The 18,380-nt window shown below is 60.7% G+C and carries 20 protein-coding genes; 18 read left to right on the forward strand and 2 right to left on the reverse strand.

The window, feature by feature from the left end; translation table 11 throughout:
* Positions 1-165: 165 nt before the first annotated feature.
* Positions 166-633, reverse strand: coding sequence for a TlpA family protein disulfide reductase (locus ACRER8_RS04585; protein WP_431745170.1), 468 nt, complete (start codon positions 631-633; stop codon positions 166-168).
* A gap of 90 nt (positions 634-723) precedes the next feature.
* On the opposite strand from ACRER8_RS04585, the gene arsC reads away from it, so the two are divergent.
* From arsC to ACRER8_RS04670, 17 genes are all read left to right on the forward strand, one after another.
* Positions 724-1,077: an arsenate reductase (glutaredoxin) gene (gene arsC, locus ACRER8_RS04590; protein WP_431745171.1), complete on the forward strand. Its 354-nt coding sequence runs from the start codon at positions 724-726 to the stop codon at positions 1,075-1,077.
* Positions 1,074-1,679, forward strand: a complete 606-nt coding sequence (wrbA, locus tag ACRER8_RS04595) for an NAD(P)H:quinone oxidoreductase (protein ID WP_431745172.1) — start codon at positions 1,074-1,076, stop codon at positions 1,677-1,679. Before arsC ends, wrbA begins: the two co-directional genes overlap by 4 nt.
* Entirely contained in the window at positions 1,672-2,088 is a 417-nt protein-coding gene (locus ACRER8_RS04600; protein WP_431745173.1) for a DUF2069 domain-containing protein, read from the forward strand. The genes wrbA and ACRER8_RS04600 overlap by 8 nt, the downstream gene beginning before the upstream one ends.
* Positions 2,089-2,198: 110 nt before the next feature.
* Positions 2,199-2,870 (forward strand): DNA-3-methyladenine glycosylase I, encoded by a 672-nt coding sequence (locus ACRER8_RS04605; protein WP_431745174.1) that lies wholly within the window; start codon positions 2,199-2,201, stop codon positions 2,868-2,870.
* A gap of 93 nt (positions 2,871-2,963) precedes the next feature.
* Positions 2,964-3,647 (forward strand): GntR family transcriptional regulator, encoded by a 684-nt coding sequence (locus ACRER8_RS04610; RefSeq protein WP_431745175.1) that lies wholly within the window; start codon positions 2,964-2,966, stop codon positions 3,645-3,647.
* Between the two features lie 268 nt (positions 3,648-3,915).
* On the forward strand, positions 3,916-4,866 hold the full coding sequence (locus ACRER8_RS04615) for a 4-hydroxyproline epimerase (protein ID WP_431745176.1): 951 nt from the start codon (positions 3,916-3,918) through the stop codon (positions 4,864-4,866).
* Positions 4,863-5,996, forward strand: a complete 1,134-nt coding sequence (locus ACRER8_RS04620; RefSeq protein WP_431745177.1) for an NAD(P)/FAD-dependent oxidoreductase — start codon at positions 4,863-4,865, stop codon at positions 5,994-5,996. Before ACRER8_RS04615 ends, ACRER8_RS04620 begins: the two co-directional genes overlap by 4 nt.
* A complete protein-coding gene (locus ACRER8_RS04625; protein WP_431745178.1) occupies positions 5,989-6,225 on the forward strand; it encodes a (2Fe-2S)-binding protein in 237 nt (78 codons plus the stop codon). Before ACRER8_RS04620 ends, ACRER8_RS04625 begins: the two co-directional genes overlap by 8 nt.
* On the forward strand, positions 6,222-7,481 hold the full coding sequence (locus ACRER8_RS04630; RefSeq protein ID WP_431745179.1) for an FAD-dependent oxidoreductase: 1,260 nt from the start codon (positions 6,222-6,224) through the stop codon (positions 7,479-7,481). Before ACRER8_RS04625 ends, ACRER8_RS04630 begins: the two co-directional genes overlap by 4 nt.
* Before the next feature lie 234 nt (positions 7,482-7,715).
* Positions 7,716-8,465, forward strand: coding sequence for a helix-turn-helix domain-containing protein (locus tag ACRER8_RS04635; protein WP_431745180.1), 750 nt, complete (start codon positions 7,716-7,718; stop codon positions 8,463-8,465).
* A gap of 331 nt (positions 8,466-8,796) precedes the next feature.
* The gene (locus ACRER8_RS04640; RefSeq protein WP_431745181.1) at positions 8,797-9,615 is read left to right on the forward strand and encodes a transporter substrate-binding domain-containing protein; all 819 of its coding nucleotides are present in this window, start codon (positions 8,797-8,799) and stop codon (positions 9,613-9,615) included.
* Positions 9,616-9,828: 213 nt separating this feature from the next.
* Positions 9,829-11,601: an aconitase X gene (locus tag ACRER8_RS04645; RefSeq protein ID WP_431745182.1), complete on the forward strand. Its 1,773-nt coding sequence runs from the start codon at positions 9,829-9,831 to the stop codon at positions 11,599-11,601.
* Positions 11,594-12,259: an amino acid ABC transporter permease gene (locus ACRER8_RS04650; RefSeq protein WP_431745183.1), complete on the forward strand. Its 666-nt coding sequence runs from the start codon at positions 11,594-11,596 to the stop codon at positions 12,257-12,259. Before ACRER8_RS04645 ends, ACRER8_RS04650 begins: the two co-directional genes overlap by 8 nt.
* 9 nt (positions 12,260-12,268) lie before the next feature.
* Complete coding sequence (locus ACRER8_RS04655; protein ID WP_431745184.1) at positions 12,269-12,919, forward strand: amino acid ABC transporter permease; 651 nt, start codon at positions 12,269-12,271, stop codon at positions 12,917-12,919.
* A complete protein-coding gene (locus ACRER8_RS04660) occupies positions 12,912-13,634 on the forward strand; it encodes an amino acid ABC transporter ATP-binding protein (RefSeq protein ID WP_431745185.1) in 723 nt (240 codons plus the stop codon). The genes ACRER8_RS04655 and ACRER8_RS04660 overlap by 8 nt, the downstream gene beginning before the upstream one ends.
* A gap of 222 nt (positions 13,635-13,856) precedes the next feature.
* Positions 13,857-14,894, forward strand: coding sequence for a trans-3-hydroxy-L-proline dehydratase (locus tag ACRER8_RS04665; protein ID WP_431745186.1), 1,038 nt, complete (start codon positions 13,857-13,859; stop codon positions 14,892-14,894).
* 219 nt (positions 14,895-15,113) lie between these two features.
* Positions 15,114-16,031, forward strand: coding sequence for a dihydrodipicolinate synthase family protein (locus tag ACRER8_RS04670; protein WP_431745187.1), 918 nt, complete (start codon positions 15,114-15,116; stop codon positions 16,029-16,031).
* Between the two features lie 169 nt (positions 16,032-16,200).
* On the opposite strand, the gene ttcA is transcribed toward ACRER8_RS04670, so the two are convergent.
* On the reverse strand, positions 16,201-17,025 hold the full coding sequence (gene ttcA, locus ACRER8_RS04675; protein WP_431745188.1) for a tRNA 2-thiocytidine(32) synthetase TtcA: 825 nt from the start codon (positions 17,023-17,025) through the stop codon (positions 16,201-16,203).
* A gap of 543 nt (positions 17,026-17,568) precedes the next feature.
* Between ttcA and ACRER8_RS04680 the strand changes: the two genes are divergently transcribed.
* Positions 17,569-18,171, forward strand: coding sequence for a Yip1 family protein (locus ACRER8_RS04680; RefSeq protein ID WP_431745189.1), 603 nt, complete (start codon positions 17,569-17,571; stop codon positions 18,169-18,171).
* Positions 18,172-18,380 lie beyond the last annotated feature (209 nt).

The raw sequence follows: 18,380 nt of genomic DNA on the forward strand, positions 1-18,380 counted from the left end.
TTCCGCCATACGACTGTAGGAGCCGGCTTGCTGGCGAACCCGGTGGATCAGACACATCGATACTGGATGACACACCGCCGTTCGCCAACAAGCCGGCCCCTACAGTTCAAACGCAATCGCCGTGAGAGCGAGATTACTCGCGACGAAACATTTAAAGACAGCCCACTACCCCTTCCCCTTCAACTCCGCCAACTTCTGCGCCACACCGGCTGCGGTCTGCTCGCCCATCAACTGTTCGCGTACCTTGCCCTTGTCGTCAATGATGTAGGTCACCGGCAAGGCTTCGCTCTTTGGCAAATCGTATTGATCGGCCGGGTCTTGGGCCAGCACGGTGAACTTGATGCCCAGAGCATTGCTGGCGGTTTTCAGATCCTCACCCTGCAAATTGTCGAAGTTGACCCCGAACACGCTGACGTTCTGCCCACTCATTTGCTCGGACAATTTGTTCAATTCCGGAATTTCCGTACGGCACGGGCCACACCATTCGGCCCAGTAGTTGACCACCAGCCAATGATTGTCGATCCGGTCGCTGGCGATCTTCTGACCGTTCTGGTCAGTCCCCAGATCGACCCCGCACCCGCTGAGCAACACACTCCCGATAAGTGCTACCGCTGCTGCCAGACGCCTTGCCATGATGCTTTTTCCTTTCATATAAAACCGACATTGGCCTTTGCCGTCACGGCTGTAGAATACCCGCCACCTCACGAAAGATGCGACCCGCAAATGACCGATCTGACGCTTTATCACAACCCGCGCTGCTCCAAGTCACGTGGCGCGCTGGAATTGCTCGAAGAACGCGGCCTGACCCCGACCATCGTCCGCTATCTGGAAACCCCGCCGGATGCCGCGCAATTGCAGGACTTGCTCAGCAAGCTCGGCATCGGTGCGCGCAACCTGCTGCGCAGCGGTGAAGATGACTACAAGACCCTGAACCTGGCCGACACCAGCCTCAGCGACGAGCAATTGATCGCCGCCATGGCCGCACACCCGAAACTGATCGAGCGACCGATCCTGATCGTGGGCGACAAGGCTGTGATCGGTCGCCCGCCAGAGAAAATTCTGGAGATCCTGCCTTGAGCGCGCCCTACATTCTGGTTCTGTACTACAGCCGTAATGGCTCGACCGGTGAAATGGCTCGGCAGATCGCCCGCGGCATCGAAATGGGCGGCATGGAGGCACGCCTGCGCACGGTTCCTGCGATCTCCGCCGAATGCGAAGCGGTGGCGCCGAGCATTCCGGAGACCGGCGCGCTATACGCCACCCTTGACGATCTGAAGAACTGCGCGGGGTTGGCGCTGGGCAGTCCGACGCGCTTCGGCAACATGGCCGCGCCACTCAAATATTTCCTCGACGGCACCAGCAATCTCTGGCTGACCGGCGCGCTGGTCGGCAAGCCTGCGAGCGTGTTCACTTCCACCGCCAGCCTGCATGGCGGACAGGAAACCACGCTAATGTCGATGCTGCTGCCCTTGCTGCACCACGGCATGCTGGTCACGGGTTTGCCTTACAGCGAAGCGGCACTGATTGAGACCAGCGGCGGCGGCACGCCTTATGGCGCCAGTCACCACGCCGGGGCCGATGGCAAGCGCCCTCTTGATCAACACGAGACCACGCTGTGTCGCGCACTGGGCCAGCGCCTGGCGAAGACCGCCCTGCTGCTGGACCCATCGCGTGGCTAGAATGCCCAAGGCGCTGCCTGCTCTGGAATGGCTGGCACCTCGTGTCCGCTGGGGCCGGATCGCCGCCTTGCTGTGCTTTTTCGGGCTGATCGCGTTGCTGTGCATTTATTATCTGGGCTTCGCCGATCTGCATGGCGCGCGACCCTGGGTGATTCTTTCGATTGAACTGGTGCCGCTGCTGGTGCTCTCACCGGGGATGCTCATCGGCAGCGCGCGCGGCCATTCATGGACCTGTTTCGTGGTGAATCTGTATTTCATCAAAGGCGCACTCGCGGCGTACGACCCCAGCCGTATGGTGTTCGGCGTGCTGGAGATGCTGGCGAGTCTGGCGGTGTTCATCAGCGCGCTGCTGTACGCGCGCTGGCGGTTTCAATACGACCGCAAAATCGCGGGTGAAGGCGCCTGCTGACACTGCAATCACAGATCCGACACCGATCCTCGAGCAGCAAGGCCCAAGCATGCCGTGCGGCTACAGGAACTGCGTCCGTGCGCAACAACGCTCATTTTTTTGGAGAGGGCATGCAAGACTACAAATGGCTCAATGAATACTGCCTCAACCGCTTTGGCTCCGCCGCCGCACTCGAAGCGCATTTACCGACCCCCGCAACGCCGAAAAAACTCAAGGCCCTCAGCGACGACCGTTACTTGTCGACCATGGCCCTGCGGGTGTTTCGCGCGGGTCTGAAGCACAGCCTGGTGGACGCCAAATGGCCGGCCTTCGAGCAGGTGTTCTTCGGGTTCGATCCGGAAAAGGTCGTACTGATGGGCGCTGATCATCTGGAGCGGTTGATGCAGGACGCGCGGATCATTCGCCATCTCGGCAAGCTCAAGAGTGTGCCGCGCAATGCCCAGCTGATCCTCGACATTGCCCATGAACACGGCAGCTTCGGCAACTTCATCGCCGACTGGCCGGTGACCGATATCGTCGGTCTGTGGCGCTATCTGTTCAAACACGGCAATCAGATGGGCGGGCTGTCGGCGCCACGTTTCCTGCGCATGGTGGGCAAGGACACGTTCATCCCGAGCTATGACGTGGTGGCCGCGCTCAACGCCCAGAACATCGTCGACAAGGTGCCCAGCAGCCAACGCGATCAGGCGGCGGTACAGGCCGCGTTCAATCAATGGCACGCCGAAAGCGGCCGCCCGTTATGCCAGCTGTCGATGATGCTGTCGTTCACGGTCAACCACTGATCTTTTTTTTTACGCCCCATGTGCGACATCAGGTGTAACAAATCGGAGGTCGTATACAATATTCGCCAATCTCCCATTGCCTGAGTCGCTCGCGTGCCTTTCCATCTCCCTGACGCCCCCAACCTCGGCGTCGCGCCCTCCGCGTCCGAGGTCATTGCCAAATACCTGCGCGAGTCGATCATTTCCGGCCAGTTCGCCGAGGACGAGCCGATTCGGCAGGACGACATCGCCCGCGTCTTCAATGTCAGCAAAATCCCGGTCAGGGAAGCGCTGAAACGGCTCGAAGCCGAAGGTCTGGTGCAATTCCAGCGCAACAAGGGCGCGGTGGTGACGCGGATTTCCGAGCCGGAACTGGCGCAGATCTTCGAGGTGCGGGTGCTGCTGGAGGTACAGGCGATTCGTCTGGCCGTACCACGCTTGACCCAGGCGCAGATCGATCAGGCCAGTGCCATCTGCGATGAGTTCATCGGCGATGATGATATCGGGCGCTGGGCCGAGCTGAACTGGGCCTTCCACACCTGCCTTTATGAAGCGGCGCAGAGGCCCTTTCTGCTGAACATGATTCGGTCGATTCATGACAAGGTCGAACGTTATCTGCGGGTGCAGATGAGCTTCGAAGAAGGTAAGGAACGTGCAGATCAGGAACACCGCGAAATCCTCAAAGCCTGTGCCGATCGTGACGTGGAAAAAGCCGCCGAACTGATCGAACACCACATCATCGGCGTCTGCCGCGCGCTCTACGCGCACCTGCCCAACGCGGCCATCAGCGAAATCTGATCCCCCGTGACTGTGCCGATTTCGTCATTTGCGAAGATGAAATCGGTCAAGACCCTACTTCGTATTGCGGCCACTCTGATGCCTAGAAATCCTCTGAGGGGAGATCTGTGGGAGCGAATTCATTCGCGATAGGCCGTTACAGACAATGAAGGTGTATCGACTGTACTGACCTATCGTGAATGAATTCGCTTGCACAGCGATTCTCATTGGCCACGTGATCGCGAAATCCAAAAACACCGGCAGTCTCCTACAGCTTTGGGGTGAACACATGAAGCGCATCCAGATCCTCGATTCCCACACCGGCGGCGAACCCACGCGATTGGTGCTCGACGGGTTTCCCGACCTCGGCAACGGCAGCATGGCGGAACGTCGCCAGTTGCTGGCCGATGAATTCGATGACTGGCGTGCGGCGACGGTACTCGAACCCCGAGGCAGCGATGTGCTGGTGGGCGCGCTGCTGTGCCAGCCCGAGGATCCGGGGGCCTGCGCCGGGGTGATCTTTTTCAACAACACCGGTTATCTGGGCATGTGCGGCCACGGCACCATCGGTCTCGTCGTGTCGCTGGCGCACTTGGGCAAGATCGGCCCCGGCGTGCATCGCATCGAAACCCCGGTGGGTACTGTCCAGGCGACGTTGCACGAGGACCGTTCGGTAAGCGTCAACAACGTGCCGTCCTATCGCTACCGCAAGAACTTCATCGTCGATGTGCCGGGCCTCGGCAACGTGACCGGCGATATCGCCTGGGGCGGCAACTGGTTCTTTCTGATCGCCGATCATGGTCTGAGCGTCACCGGTGACAACCTCGATGCCCTAACCGATTACACCTGGAAGGTACGCCAGGCACTGGAAAGCCAGGGGGTTCGCGGGGAAGACGGCGGCATCATCGATCACATCGAACTGTTCGCCGACGACGATCAGGCCGACAGCCGCAACTTCGTACTGTGCCCGGGCAAAGCCTACGACCGCTCCCCGTGCGGCACCGGCACCAGCGCCAAACTGGCGTGCCTGGCGGCCGACGGCAAACTCGAACCCGGCGCTATCTGGAACCAGGCCAGCGTCATCGGCAGTCAATTCGAAGGCAGTTTTCAATGGCAGCACGGCGAACGGCAGATGGGCGACCGCATCGTGCCGACCATCCGCGGGCGCGCCTACATCAGCGCCGAAGCCACCCTGCTGCTGGACGATGAAGACCCGTTCGCCTGGGGTATCCGTTCTTGATCCAGGGCCATGCGGCCGATGTGATCATTGTCGGCGGCGGGATCATCGGCGCGGCCTGCGCGGATGAGCTCGCCAGCCACAGCCTTGATGTTCTGGTGCTCGATTGCCAACGTCCAGCGGCCACCGCTGCCGGGATGGGGCATCTGGTGGTGCTGGACCACAGCCCGGCCGAGCTGGCGCTGGGCGAATATTCGGTACGGTTATGGCGCGAACTGGCACCGCAGATGCCCGACAACTGCGCCATGCGCAATAACGGCACCCTCTGGCTGGCCTGCAACGCAGAAGAAATGGCCGAAGCCGAGCGCAAGCATTCGGCGTTGCGCGAGTTCGGGCTTGGCTGCGAACTGATGACCGGCCAGACGCTGACGAATGCCGAACCCTCGTTGCGTCCGGGCCTTTTCGGCGCACTGAAGGTCAGCGGCGACGGCATTCTCTATGCGCCCAATGCGGCGCGTTGGTTGTTGCAGCGCCGGCCCAAGCGCGTGCGCCAGCAGCAGGCGCAGGTGGTTGAAGTCCAGGGCAATCGGGTACGACTGGCCAGTGGCGAATGGTTGAAGGCCACGGCTGTGGTGCTCGCCAACGGCACCTATGCGCCGGAGCTGTGTGCGGACCTGCCGCTGCAAGCCAAGAAAGGCCATTTGCTGATTACCGATCGCTACCCGGCGCAGATCGCCCATACGCTGGTCGAGCTGGGCTATGTCACCAGCGCCCACAAAGGCAATGGCCCGTCGGTGGCGTTCAACGTGCAACAACGTCCGACCGGGCAATTGTTCATCGGCTCGTCGCGGCAGTTCGATAATCACGACCCGGCCATCGATGCGATCATGCTGGGGCGGATGCTGCGCAGGGCGATGGAGTTTCTGCCCGATCTGGGCGACATGAACGGCATCCGCAGCTGGACTGGCTTTCGCTCTGCAAGCCCCGACGGCCAGCCGCTGATCGGCGAGCATCCAAGCCAACCCGGCCTGTGGCTGGCGGTCGGGCATGAGGGTCTGGGCGTGACCACGGCAACCGGCACCGCGAAGCTTTTGGCTTCGCAACTGTTGCGCACCCCGCCGCCCGCAGCGTTGCACCCGCAATTGAACGCCTACCTGCCGCAACGTTTTATCGGAGCCTGCGCCCATGCCTGAACTGAGCATCGATGGTCAGCCCTTTCGCTTCGCCCAAGGCACTACAGTCGCCGCCGCGTTGATGTCCAGCGGCGATCGTTGCAGCCGCACGTCGGTCAGCGGTCAACGCCGGGCGCCATTGTGCGGAATGGGTATTTGTCAGGAATGTCGGGTGAACATCGACGGCCGGCGCCGACTGGCCTGCCAGACGCTCTGTCGCGACGGCATGCAGGTGGAGACGCGGCCATGACCCAGCATGTCGACCTGTTGATCATCGGCGCCGGCCCTGCCGGAATGGCCGCCGCCCTGGCCGCGGCCCCCAGCGGAATCAGCATCGCACTACTTGACGACAACCCACTGCCGGGCGGGCAAATCTGGCGCGACGGCCCGCGGGCGCAACTGCCTGTGCTCGCCAGTGAAATGCGCGCTCAGCTTCAGCATCACGGCAATATTCAACTGCACAGCACGAGCAAGGTGGTGGCCTTCGCGGGGCCCAAACGCCTGTTGCTGGAGAACGCCGAAGACGGTTGGGTGTTGGCTTACGACAAACTCATTCTGTGCACCGGTGCGCGGGAACTGCTGCTGCCCTTCCCCGGCTGGACCTTGCCCGGCGTCACCGGCGCAGGCGCGCTGCAGGCGTTGATCAAAGGTGGCTTGCCGGTGGCGGGACAACGCATCGTGATCGCGGGCAGTGGACCTTTGTTGCTGGCGGCGGCAGCCACTGCCATGAAGAACTGTGCTGAGGTGGTGCGTATTGCCGAGCAGGCGTCGTTGGGCTCGGTTGGCGGTTTCGCTGCCGGGTTGTGGCGGTGGCCGAACAAGATGATTCAGGCCATGGCGCTGGCCAGCGGCGCGTATCGCACATCGGCCCATGTGCTCTGCGCTGTGGGAGCGGATCGGCTGGAAGCGGTACAGATGCGGATCGGCAAGCGCGTGGAAGAAATCGCCTGCGATGGTCTGGCCTGCGGCTTCGGTCTGGTGCCGAATGTGGAGATCGCCACGGCCCTGGGTTGCCGCATCGAGAATCGGGCAATCGCCGTTGATCAATGGCAGGCCAGCAGCCTTGCCGATCATTACGCGGCGGGCGAATGCACCGGTTTTGGTGGCAGCGAGCTGGCGCTGGTCGAGGGCAGGATTGCCGGGCTGGTGGCCGCCGGGCAGCGGGATCAGGCCCGTGAATGTTGGCCTGAGCGCAAACGTTGGCAAGCGTTTGCTGATCGTCTGAACCGGGCCTTCACCCTTGATCCTGCGCTGAAACAGTTGGCGAAACCGGACACGCTGGTCTGCCGTTGCGAAGACGTGGCGTACTCGGATCTCGCCAGTCACAGCAGCTGGACCGCCGCCAAACTCAACACCCGCTGCGGTATGGGCGCGTGTCAGGGGCGGGTTTGCGCAACCGCCGCGCAAACGCTGTTCGGCTGGGATCCGCCACAACCGCGCCCACCGTTCAGCCCTGCGCGAATCGCGACGCTTGCGTGTCTGGACGAGGCGTGCGACAGCGCCTGACGTCGTCGGCTGGCAACGCAGTTCCAACTGTGGGAGCGAATTCATTCGCGAGACATAGGTACAGACGACAGAAATGTTTCGGATGTACCGGCCTCATCGCGAATGAATTCGCTCCCACAGTGGCCCTCCTTCAACCTCGGAATATTCGTCGCGCCACAGAACAGCTTTCTATCAAATGTCGAAATACCGCATGATCGGTGCAGTCCTTCAGCCCCGGCCGTCCTGCTTGTGAACATGATTGACCTGATCCCCGCCACGCCCCTGCGCGACCTCGATCAACTGCTCGCCAGCCTTGAGCTGGTTGCGCCGTTGCTGGACGCCATTCCCGGCGTGGTGTTTTTCGTCAAGGATACTCAGGCCCGTTACGCGCTGGTCAATCAGACGCTGGTGCAGCGCTGCGGCTTCAAGAATAAAAATCAGCTGGTGGGGCGCACCGCCGAGGATGTCTTTCCCGCCCGCTTCGGCCCGTTGTACACCGCACAGGATCGTCGGGTACTAGCCGATGGCAGGCGGCTCAGCGATCAACTGGAGTTGCACCTTTATTACGGCAATCAGCCGATCTGGTGCCTGACCCACAAGATTTCGCTGCGCGATTGCCACGGCGCGATCATCGGCCTGGCGGGCATCTCGCGTGATCTGCAAATCCTGCAATCGCATCCGGCCTATCAGAAGCTGGCCGAGGTCGATGCCTACATCCGCGAACACTTTTCCCGCCCCATCACCCTGAAAGAATTGACGGCCATCGCCGGGCTGTCCATCGCTCAGCTCGAGCGCCACTGCAAGCGCATTTTCCAGCTGACGCCACGGCAAATGATTCACAAGGCGCGGCTGGGGGAGGCGTCGCGGTTGCTGCGGGAGGATCTGTCGATCACTGAAGTGGCGCTACGTTGTGGGTATACCGATCACAGCGCGTTCAGTCGGCAATTCCGGGCGTTGACCGGGGTGTCGCCGAGTGAGTATCGGGGTTCACAGAATGGCTTTTGAGTCTGGCCGGAGGGCGTAGGAGCCGCTTGCTGGCGAAGACGGTAAGTCAGTCGACCCATCGACCTTCGCCAGCAAGCCGGCGCCTACAGACCTGCGCTAACCATGCAAGCCGAGTCGCCTGCTTTGGAACGTGCATCTATGAAGCACTCCACGCATTTTTGCTCCTTTATGTAACACCATCGTCCTACTCAAAATCCCAATGAATCGCACAACCCGCCGATCCAAAGCCCCGCAGCTAAAAGTGCCGAAACGGGCACGCAGCGTGCATAGAAAATATCGTATACGAAATTATTTATCCGACCATTCCATTACTTGCATCCTCGAGGCTCCTATGAAAAAGCATGCTGTTGCAGTAGCCCTCCTCGCCGTAATGAGTTCCTCTTTCATCAACGCGGCTTTTGCCGACAAGCTCGATGACATCATCGACTCCGGCAAACTGCGCTGCGCGGTCACCCTGGATTTCCCGCCCATGGGCTCTCGAGACGATAAGAACAATCCGGTCGGATTTGACGTCGATTACTGCAACGACCTGGCGAAGGTGCTGGGTGTAACGGCTGAAGTGGTGGAGACGCCGTTCCCTGACCGTATTCCTGCATTGGTGTCAGGGCGTGCCGACGTGATCGTGGCTTCCACTTCCGACACCCTGGAGCGCGCCAAGACCGTGGGCATGACCATCCCGTATTTCGCCTTCCAGATGGTGGTGCTGACCCGCGACAACACCGGCATCACCAAATACGACGACCTCAAGGGCAAGAACGTCGGCAACACCAGCGGCACCTATGAAGCCATCGCCCTGGAAAAAGACCAGAAAGCCTGGGGCACCGGCAGCTTCCGCGCCTACCAGACGCAGAACGACACCATCCTCGCCGTCGCCCAGGGTCATATCGATGCGACCGTGGTCACCAACACCGTGGCCGCCGCAACCCTCAAGTCCGGCAAATACAAGGGCCTGAAAGTCGCAGGCAACGCGCCGTACGTCATCGATTACGTGTCATTGGCCGCGAAACGTAATGAGTACGGCCTGATTCATTATCTGAACCTGTTCGTCAATCAGCAGGTCCGCACGGGTCGTTATGAGGAGCTGTGGAAGAAGTGGGTGGGTGATGAGATCAAACCAGCGAACCTGGCGGTGCCGGGGGTTTATTACTAAGTCTGGGGACGCGTCCCATCAGGTTCACGCCGGTCTGGCGACCGCTGGGTGACCTGTGGGAGTCGAAACTGTGGGAGCGAATTCATTCGCGAAAAATGGTGCAGGCAACATTTCTGTATCGGCTGTACTGGCCAATCGCGAATGAATTCGCTCCCACAGGTTGATCGTTCGCTGCAGTATCACCGGTGGCCCACCCTTCTGTAGGAGCCCACGATGTCTGAAGTTTCGTTGAACGGGCGCTGTCTGGTCGCAGGCAGTGCGCAGGGCAAGTTGCTGTACGCCGATATCGGCCTTAGTTTCTGGGGCGGGGTCGAGCCATTTACCGGGGAGGTGATCGACCGTCATCACCCCCTCAGCGGCCAGACCATCACCGACAAAGTACTGGCAATCCCCAGCGGTCGCGGCTCGTGTACCGGCAGCAGCGTGCTGCTGGAACTGATCCTCAACGGCCACGCGCCAGCGGCACTGGTGTTCGAGCGGGTCGAAGACATCCTCACCCTTGGCGTGCTGGTCGCCGAGCAGATGTTCGGTCACTCGATTCCTGTCATCAGCCTGGGTGAAGCGGGTTTCGCAGCCCTGCGCGAGGTGAAATTCCTTCGCGTCGAAGATGATCGCGTTACAGCGTTCGACAGCGCGCCACCTGCCCTGCCCACTGCGCATGCGCCGCACCATTCCGGCCGCGTCAGGCACGCAATCACCCTGACCGAAATGGATCAGAGCTTTCTCGACGGCACCTACGGCAAAGCCGCGCAAGTGGCCATGGGCATCATTCTGCGCATGGCCGAACTGCAAGGTGCCACCGAGCTGCTGGACATCACCCAGGCACACATCGACGGTTGCATTTATACCGGCCCTGCCAGCCTGCGTTTCGCTCGGCAGTTGGTGGACTGGGAGGCCAAGGTTCGCGTACCGACCACCCTCAACTCGATTTCGGTGGACAAGCGTCGCTGGCGTGAACTCGGCGTCGACCCCGCGTTGGGCGAGCCATCCAGCCAGTTGGGCGATGCTTATCTGGACATGGGAGCGCGCGTCAGTTTCACCTGCGCGCCTTATCTGCTGAATAGCGCGCCGGAGCTGGGCGAACAGATCGTCTGGGCCGAATCCAACGCGGTGGTCTACGCCAACAGTGTGATCGGCGCGCGCACCCTGAAATATCCCGATTATCTGGACATCTGCATCGCCCTGACCGGCCGTGCGCCGAAGATCGGCTGCCACTTGACCCAACAGCGGCTGGCGACCTTGCGTATCGACGTGCCGGACCTTGGCAAGCTGGACGACAGTTTCTATCCCCTGCTCGGCTACCACATCGGTCTGCTGTGCGGCGCCGATATTCCCGTGGTCTGCGGCCTGGAACACAAGGCGCCAACCCTTGATGACCTGAAAGCCTTCGGCGCCGCCTTCGCCACAACTTCCGCCGCGCCGATGTTTCATATCGCCGGTGTGACCCCCGAAGCCACGACCGCCGAACTGGCCCTTGGCGGACATCCGCCAGGCAAGACCCTGAGCATCGACGGCCTCGATCTGCTGCACAGCTGGCGCGAACTGAACAGTGCGCAAAGCCCTGAAGTCGACGCTGTGACCCTGGGCAATCCACACTTCTCCCTGAGCGAATGCGCCACCCTCGCCCGCCTCTGTCAGGGCCTGCGCAAACGCGACAACCTGGCAATCGTCATCACCTGTGGGCGCGCCACCCTGGAGCGCGCGCAACAGGCTGGATACGTCGCCACGCTGGAAGATTTCGGTGTGCTGTTCGTCACCGATACCTGCTGGTGCATGCTCGGCGAGCCGGTGATCCCGCCGAGCGCGCGCAATCTGATGACCAACTCCGGCAAATACGCGCATTACGCGCCGGGTCTGGTGGGTCGCCGAGTGCATTTCGCCAGCCTTGCCGAATGCGTCGAAAGCGCGTGTACGGGGCTCGCCAGCGGGCGTCTGCCGATCTGGTTGCAGGCGGCGCAACGAGCGGAGGCGCTTACGCATGTTTGATTACAGCTTCCACTGGCGAGCCGCGTTCAAGGCATTACCGGACATGCTCAACGGCGCCGTGGTGACTTTCGAGACCGCCGCCCTGTCGATGATCCTCGGGGTGATCATCGCGCTGTTTCTGGTGTTCATGCGCCAAGGCAAAAACCGCCTGTTCCGTGGCTTCGCGGCGACCTGGATTTCCATCGCGCGCAATACGCCGTCGCTGTTTCAGGTGTACATCCTCTACTTCGGCCTCGGCTCGTTCGGGCTGCACGTCAGCTCGTGGGCGGCGTTGCTGGCCGGGATCACCATTAACAATGCGGGTTATCTGGCGGAAAATTTTCGTGGCGGCCTCAAGGCGGTACCAGACACCCAACTGCGCGCCGCCCGCTCGCTGGGCATGAGCGCGCCGCAAGCCTATCGACTGATCGTCATTCCGCAGCTGCTGCGCATCGTCTTCTATCCGCTGACCAACCAGATGGTCTGGGCAGTGCTGATGACCTCCATGGGTGTGATCGTCGGCCTGAACAACGACCTGACCGGCGTGACCCAGGACTACAACGTCAAGACTTTCCGCACCTTCGAGTTCTTCGCCATCGCGGCGGTGCTCTATTACCTGATCGCCAAACTGATCGTGGCCGTGGCGCGGCTGCTGTCCTGGCGTTTGTTCCGGTATTGAGGAGTGAACATGTTCAATAGCAGTTTCAGCTGGAACGACATGCAATTCATGCTCGAAGGCGCGTGGGTCACGATCCTGCTGACGATCATCTCGATGATCATTGGCACCCTGGCCGGGGTCATTTGCGGCATGGCCCGCGCCCTTTTGCCGCGCAGCACTGTTCCGCTGGCCTGGGTGCTGGATGTGTTTCGCAGCGTGCCGTTGCTGATTCAGTTCGTGCTGTTCAACGCGCTGAAAAGCATCGCCGGGCTGAACTGGAGCGCCTTCACCGTGGCCTGCGTGGTGCTGGGGCTGTACGTCACCGCGTATTGCACCGAGATCGTTCGCAGCGGTGTGCTGTCTGTGCCGCTGACCCTGCGCCGCGCCAGCCGCTCGCTGGGCCTGACTTACTGGCAGGACCTGCGCCAGATCGTCATGCCGATGGCCACCCGCGTGGCGTTTCCAGGCTGGGTCAACCTGCTGCTCTCGGTAATGAAAGACACCGCGCTGGTGATGTGGATCGGCATCGTCGAACTGCTGCGCGCCTCGCAGACCATCGTTACCCGTATCCAAGAACCGCTGCTGGTGCTGTGCATCGCAGGCCTCATTTACTACGTCATGAGTCTGGTGATCGCCCGTCTGGGTGCCCGACTGGAAACAAGGTGGCAGGAAAATGATTGAAATCGACAACGTACACAAATCATTCGGCGAGCTTGAAGTCATCAAGGGCGTGAGCCTGCAGGTGCAGAAAGGCGAAGTAGTGTCGATCATCGGCGGCTCGGGTTCGGGTAAATCGACGCTGCTGATGTGCATCAACGGCCTGGAGTCGATCAAGAGCGGCAGCATCCGTGTGGACGGCACCGAGGTGCATGCCAAGAGCACCGACATCAATAAACTGCGGCAGAAGATCGGCATCGTCTTCCAGCAGTGGAACGCCTTCCCGCACCTGACCGTGCTGGAAAACGTAATGCTCGCCCCGCGCACCGTGCTCGGTAAAAGCAAGGCCGAAGCCGAAGCGTTGGCGGTCAGGCAACTGACCCACGTGGGCCTGGGCGACAAGCTCAAGGTGTTCCCCGGCAAGCTGTCGGGTGGTCAGCAGCAGCGCATGGCGATTGCCCGGGCGCTGGCGATGTCGCCGGACTACATGCTGTTCGACGAGGCGACTTCAGCCCTCGATCCGCAACTGGTGGGCGAGGTGCTGGACACCATGCGCATGCTCGCCGAAGACGGCATGACCATGATCCTGGTGACCCACGAAATCCGCTTCGCTCGCGATGTGTCCGACCGCGTGGCGTTTTTCCGTAACGGCCTGGTGCATGAGATTGGCACGCCGGATCAGGTCATCGGCAACCCGCAGCGTCCCGAGACGGCGGATTTTTTGCGGTCGATCAATTGAACGCATGCAGACATCTGTAGCAGCACAGCTTGCCGGCGGTGACGTCCGCAAGACCGCCATCGAGTTCGGATTATATGGAGATCAAAACTGTAGGAGCCGGCTTGCTGGCGAACGCGGTCTGTCATTCAGCGTCGTGGGGGCTGACCTGACGCATTCGCCAGCAAGCCGGCTCCTACACGGTTGATTCGATTCACCAGATTCATTACAGGAGGGCTTCGCGTCATGCGCTCATCGAAAGTGATTCATGTAGTCAGTTGTCACGCCGAAGGTGAAGTCGGCGATGTGATCGTCGGCGGGGTTGCGCCGCCGCCGGGCGATACGATCTGGGAGCAGTCGCGCTGGATCGAGAAGGACAACGTGCTGCGCAATTTCATGCTCAACGAGCCGCGCGGCGGGGTGTTCCGACACGTCAACCTTCTTGTGCCGCCCAAGCATCCCGAGGCGCAGATGGGCTGGATCATCATGGAACCGGCAGATGTGCCGCCGATGTCCGGCTCCAACTCGCTGTGCGTCGCGACGGTGCTGCTGGACAGCGGAATTCTGCCGATGACTGAGCCTGAAACCCGCCTGGTGCTGGAAGCGCCCGGCGGACTGATCGAGGCCATCGCGCAATGCCGTGATGGCAAGGTGCAGAGCGTCGAGGTGCACAACCATCCTTCATTCGCCGATCAACTGGACGTGTGGATCGAAGTGCCGGGGCTGGGCTCGATTCAGGTCGACACGGCCTATGGCGGCGACAGTTTTGCCATCGTCGATTCGGTGAAGCTGGGTTTCTCGCTGACCGCCGATGAGGCTAAGGATCTGGTGGAAACCGGCCTGAAAATCACCCAGGCGGCCAACGAGCAGTTGGGCTTCAACCACCCGACCAACAAGGACTGGAATCACATTTCCTTCTGCCAGATCGCCGCGCCGGTGAACTACGACGGCGGCGTGGCCAATGCCGCCAACGCGGTGGTAATCCGCCCCGGCAAGATCGATCGCTCGCCTTGCGGGACAGGGTGCTCGGCGCGTCTGGCGGTGTTGCATGCCAAGGGCGTATTAAAGGTCGGCGACCGGTTTATTGGCCGCTCGATCATTGGCTCGGAGTTTCACTGCAAGATCCAGAGCGAAACCGAGATTGCCGGGCGCAAGGCGATTGTGCCGAGCCTGTCGGGCCGGGCGTGGATCACCGGAACTCATCAACACATGCTCGACCCCAGCGACCCGTGGCCGCAGGGGTACAAGTTGACCGATACCTGGCCGGTTGGGTTGAAGCTTTAATCGCTGGCGAGGACACATGGCCCTGTAGGAGCCGCTTGCTGGCGAATGCGGTCTGTCATTCGGCACTGCGGTGTTTGAACCGACGAGTTCGCCAGCAGGCCGGCTCCTACAAACGGGTTGGCGTGGAGATAAAGAGATCAGCAGGCTGTAAAAATAACCGGGCGCAACGTGCCCAAACTAAAACGTATACGAAATACCTTCCATCGAAAGGAGTATCACATGAGCAATTCCGTATCCTGGAGCGGCGTTTTCCCCGCTGTCACCACTCAATTCAACGAAGACTTCTCCGTCAACCTCGAGGCGACCCACAAAGTCATCGCCAATCTGGTGCGCGATGGCGTTTCCGGGCTGGTGATCTGCGGCACCGTGGGTGAGAACACGTCGCTGAGCGTGTCGGAAAAAATCAGCCTGGTGGAAGCCGCCAAGGATGCGTCCGGCGGGCGCGTGCCGGTGATTTCCGGGATCGCCGAGTTCACCAGCGCCAACGCCAGTACAGTAGCGAAGGACGTACAGAAAGCCGGGGCCGACGGGATCATGTTGATGCCAGCGCTGGTGTACTCCTCCAAACCCTTCGAAACCGCCGCGCATTTCCGTACCGTGGCAGCGGCCACCGACCTGCCGATGATGGTTTACAACAACCCACCGATCTACAAGAACGACGTCACCCCGGACATCCTGATTTCCCTGGCCGACTGCGACAACATTGTCTGCTTCAAGGATTCGTCGGGTAACACCAACCGTTTCATCGACGTGCGCAACGAAGTCGGCGACCGCTTCGTGCTGTTTGCCGGGCTGGATGATGTGCTGGTCGAGAGCGTTGCAGTGGGTGCGGTGGGCTGGGTGTCGGGCATGTCCAACGCCTTCCCGAAAGAGGGCGAAACCCTGTTCCGCCTGGCCAAGGCAGGCCGATTCGCCGAGGCAATGGCGCTTTATGAGTGGTTCATGCCGCTGTTGCACCTGGATGCGCGTCCGGATCTGGTGCAGTGCATCAAGCTGTGCGAAGCGATCATGCAGCGCGGCAGCGCCCTCACCCGCCCACCGCGTCTGGCTTTGCCGGACAGCGATCGCGAATATGTCGAAGGGCTGATGAAAACGGCGTTGGCAAACAAGCCGGTGTTGCCGGATGTAGGGTTGTAAGACGCTACAGAAGGATGGCGATCAACACTGTGGGAGCGAATTCATTCGCGAATCGATAGGCCAGGCCACGCATGTTTGTCGGATGTATCGGCCAATCGCGACTGAATTCGCTCTCACAGATGCTCAGCGTCGCCGCCGACAGAACGGTGCGACGCAATCCGGCGGTCAGTTACAGATTCACCACATTCACAAACCGCGAAGCAGCGGTCTCGTCGATGCGCAGGTTGGTGAAGTCGAACAGGTTGCGATCCGCCAGTTGCGACGGCACCACATTTTGCAGACTGCGGAAGATCATTTCCGAGCGGCCCGGGGTCTTGCGGTCCCATTCCTGAAGCATGTCCTTGACCACCTGACGCTGCAGGTTTTCCTGCGAACCGCACAGGTTGCACGGGATGATCGGGAATTGCTTCATGTCCGAATAGGCCTGGATGTCCTTCTCAGCGCAATACGCCAGCGGGCGGATGACCACGTTGCGGCCATCATCCGCGCGCAGCTTCGGCGGCATTGCCTTGATCGTGCCGTTGAAGAACATGTTCAGGAAGAAAGTCTCGACGATGTCATCGCGGTGATGACCGAGGGCCATCTTGGTTGCGCCGATTTCGTCGGCGAAGGTGTACAGCGTGCCGCGACGCAGGCGTGAGCACAGCGAGCACGTGGTCTTGCCCTCCGGAATCAGCTCTTTGACCACCGAGTAGGTGTCTTTCTCGACGATGTGATACTCGACGCCCAACTCTTGCAGATACGCAGGCAGCACGTGCTCCGGGAAACCGGGTTGCTTCTGGTCCATGTTCACGGCGACGATCTCGAACTTGATCGGCGCAACCTTCTGCAAATGCAGCAGTACGTCGAGCATGGTGTAGCTGTCCTTGCCGCCGGACAGGCAGACCATGACCTTGTCGCCCTCTTCAATCATGTTGAAATCGGCCACCGCTTCGCCCGCAAGCCGACGCAGACGCTTCTGCAGTTTGTTCTGATTGACTGAAAGGGTGCCCATGGCGCTGTAGTCCGCTCGCTGTGACTTAAGGAAAGGGGCGGTATTTTACGCATAAACCTTGAGACTGGTAATGCCTGTTGGTCCTGAAGACGCCGCCCCACGGCAAGGGCTGGTTTGCCGCGGGCAGCGATCAAACGGACTCAGCGTGTCGGGCCAATCATCCGCCACCGACCGTACAAATTTACGGCGTCTCCCAGAGATTTTGCGACGAGTCGGAATTCAGCGGCACACGCGATCCATTGTAGGAGCCGGCTTGCTGGCGAATGCTGTGGATCAGTGACAAATCAGTGGCCTGACATCCGGGTTCGCCAGCAAGCCGGCTCCTACATGGTGGTCTGGGTCACACATTCAGTTGCTGATCACCTCCCGCTATTAACAGCACCGTTGAATGCGCCAATCGCTCTAAAGCCCCCGTTTTTCAGGCTCCGCAGCTTCCTATACTGCCAATGAGGTCGCAGCCATTCCCTTGATCGAGATTGTGGCCTTGCCCTGGCGGCATCAGGCGGCCAGGTGCGACGGCATCCATGATGAGGAGTAACGGGCATGATCCATCACGTTTTGGGGCTGTTCACGCACCCCGATCAAGAATGGCAACAGATACGTGGCGAGGAAGAAGAAAGCATCGGTCACATGTACCTCACCCATACCCTGATTCTGGCGGCGATCCCTGCCGTTTCCGCCTATATCGGTACAACCCAGATCGGCTGGGTCATCGGCAACCGCGCGCCGGTCATGTTGACCGGCGACAGCGCCATCTGGATGACCCTCATGTCGTACGTCGCGATGCTCGCCGGAGTTGGGGTCATGGGCGGTTTCATTCATTGGATGGCCCGCACTTACGACGCCAGCCCAAGCCTGGCGCGCTGTGTGGCGTTCGCCACCTACACCGCGACGCCATTGTTCATCGGCGGCCTCGCAGCGCTTTACCCGCACATGTGGCTGGGCATGATGGCGGGGCTGGCGGCGGTCTGCTACACGGTTTATCTGCTGTATGTGGGGCTGCCGGTGTTCATGAACATCGACCCGGACGAGGGCTTCATGTTCTCAAGCTCGGTGCTGGCGGTGGGTCTGGTGGTGTTGGTGGCGATCATGGCGTTTACGGTGGTGCTGTGGGGAGTCGGGGTGGGGCCTGAGTACACCAATTGAACCGGTTTGACCCTTCTATTGCTGGAACACGCCCCCTGTGGGAGCGAATTCTTTCGCGAGACGGTTTTACATCCGAGATAGATCCATCGGATGCACTGGCCAATCGCGAATGAATTCGCTCCCACAGGTTGAGTACGCCAACGCATCGGGTGCTCTGAACGACCATTCGGCGCGATCATCGCGTTTACGGTGGTGCTGTGGGGAGTCGG

Source organism: Pseudomonas sp. (assembly GCF_050739935.1).
Classification (GTDB): domain Bacteria; phylum Pseudomonadota; class Gammaproteobacteria; order Pseudomonadales; family Pseudomonadaceae; genus Aquipseudomonas.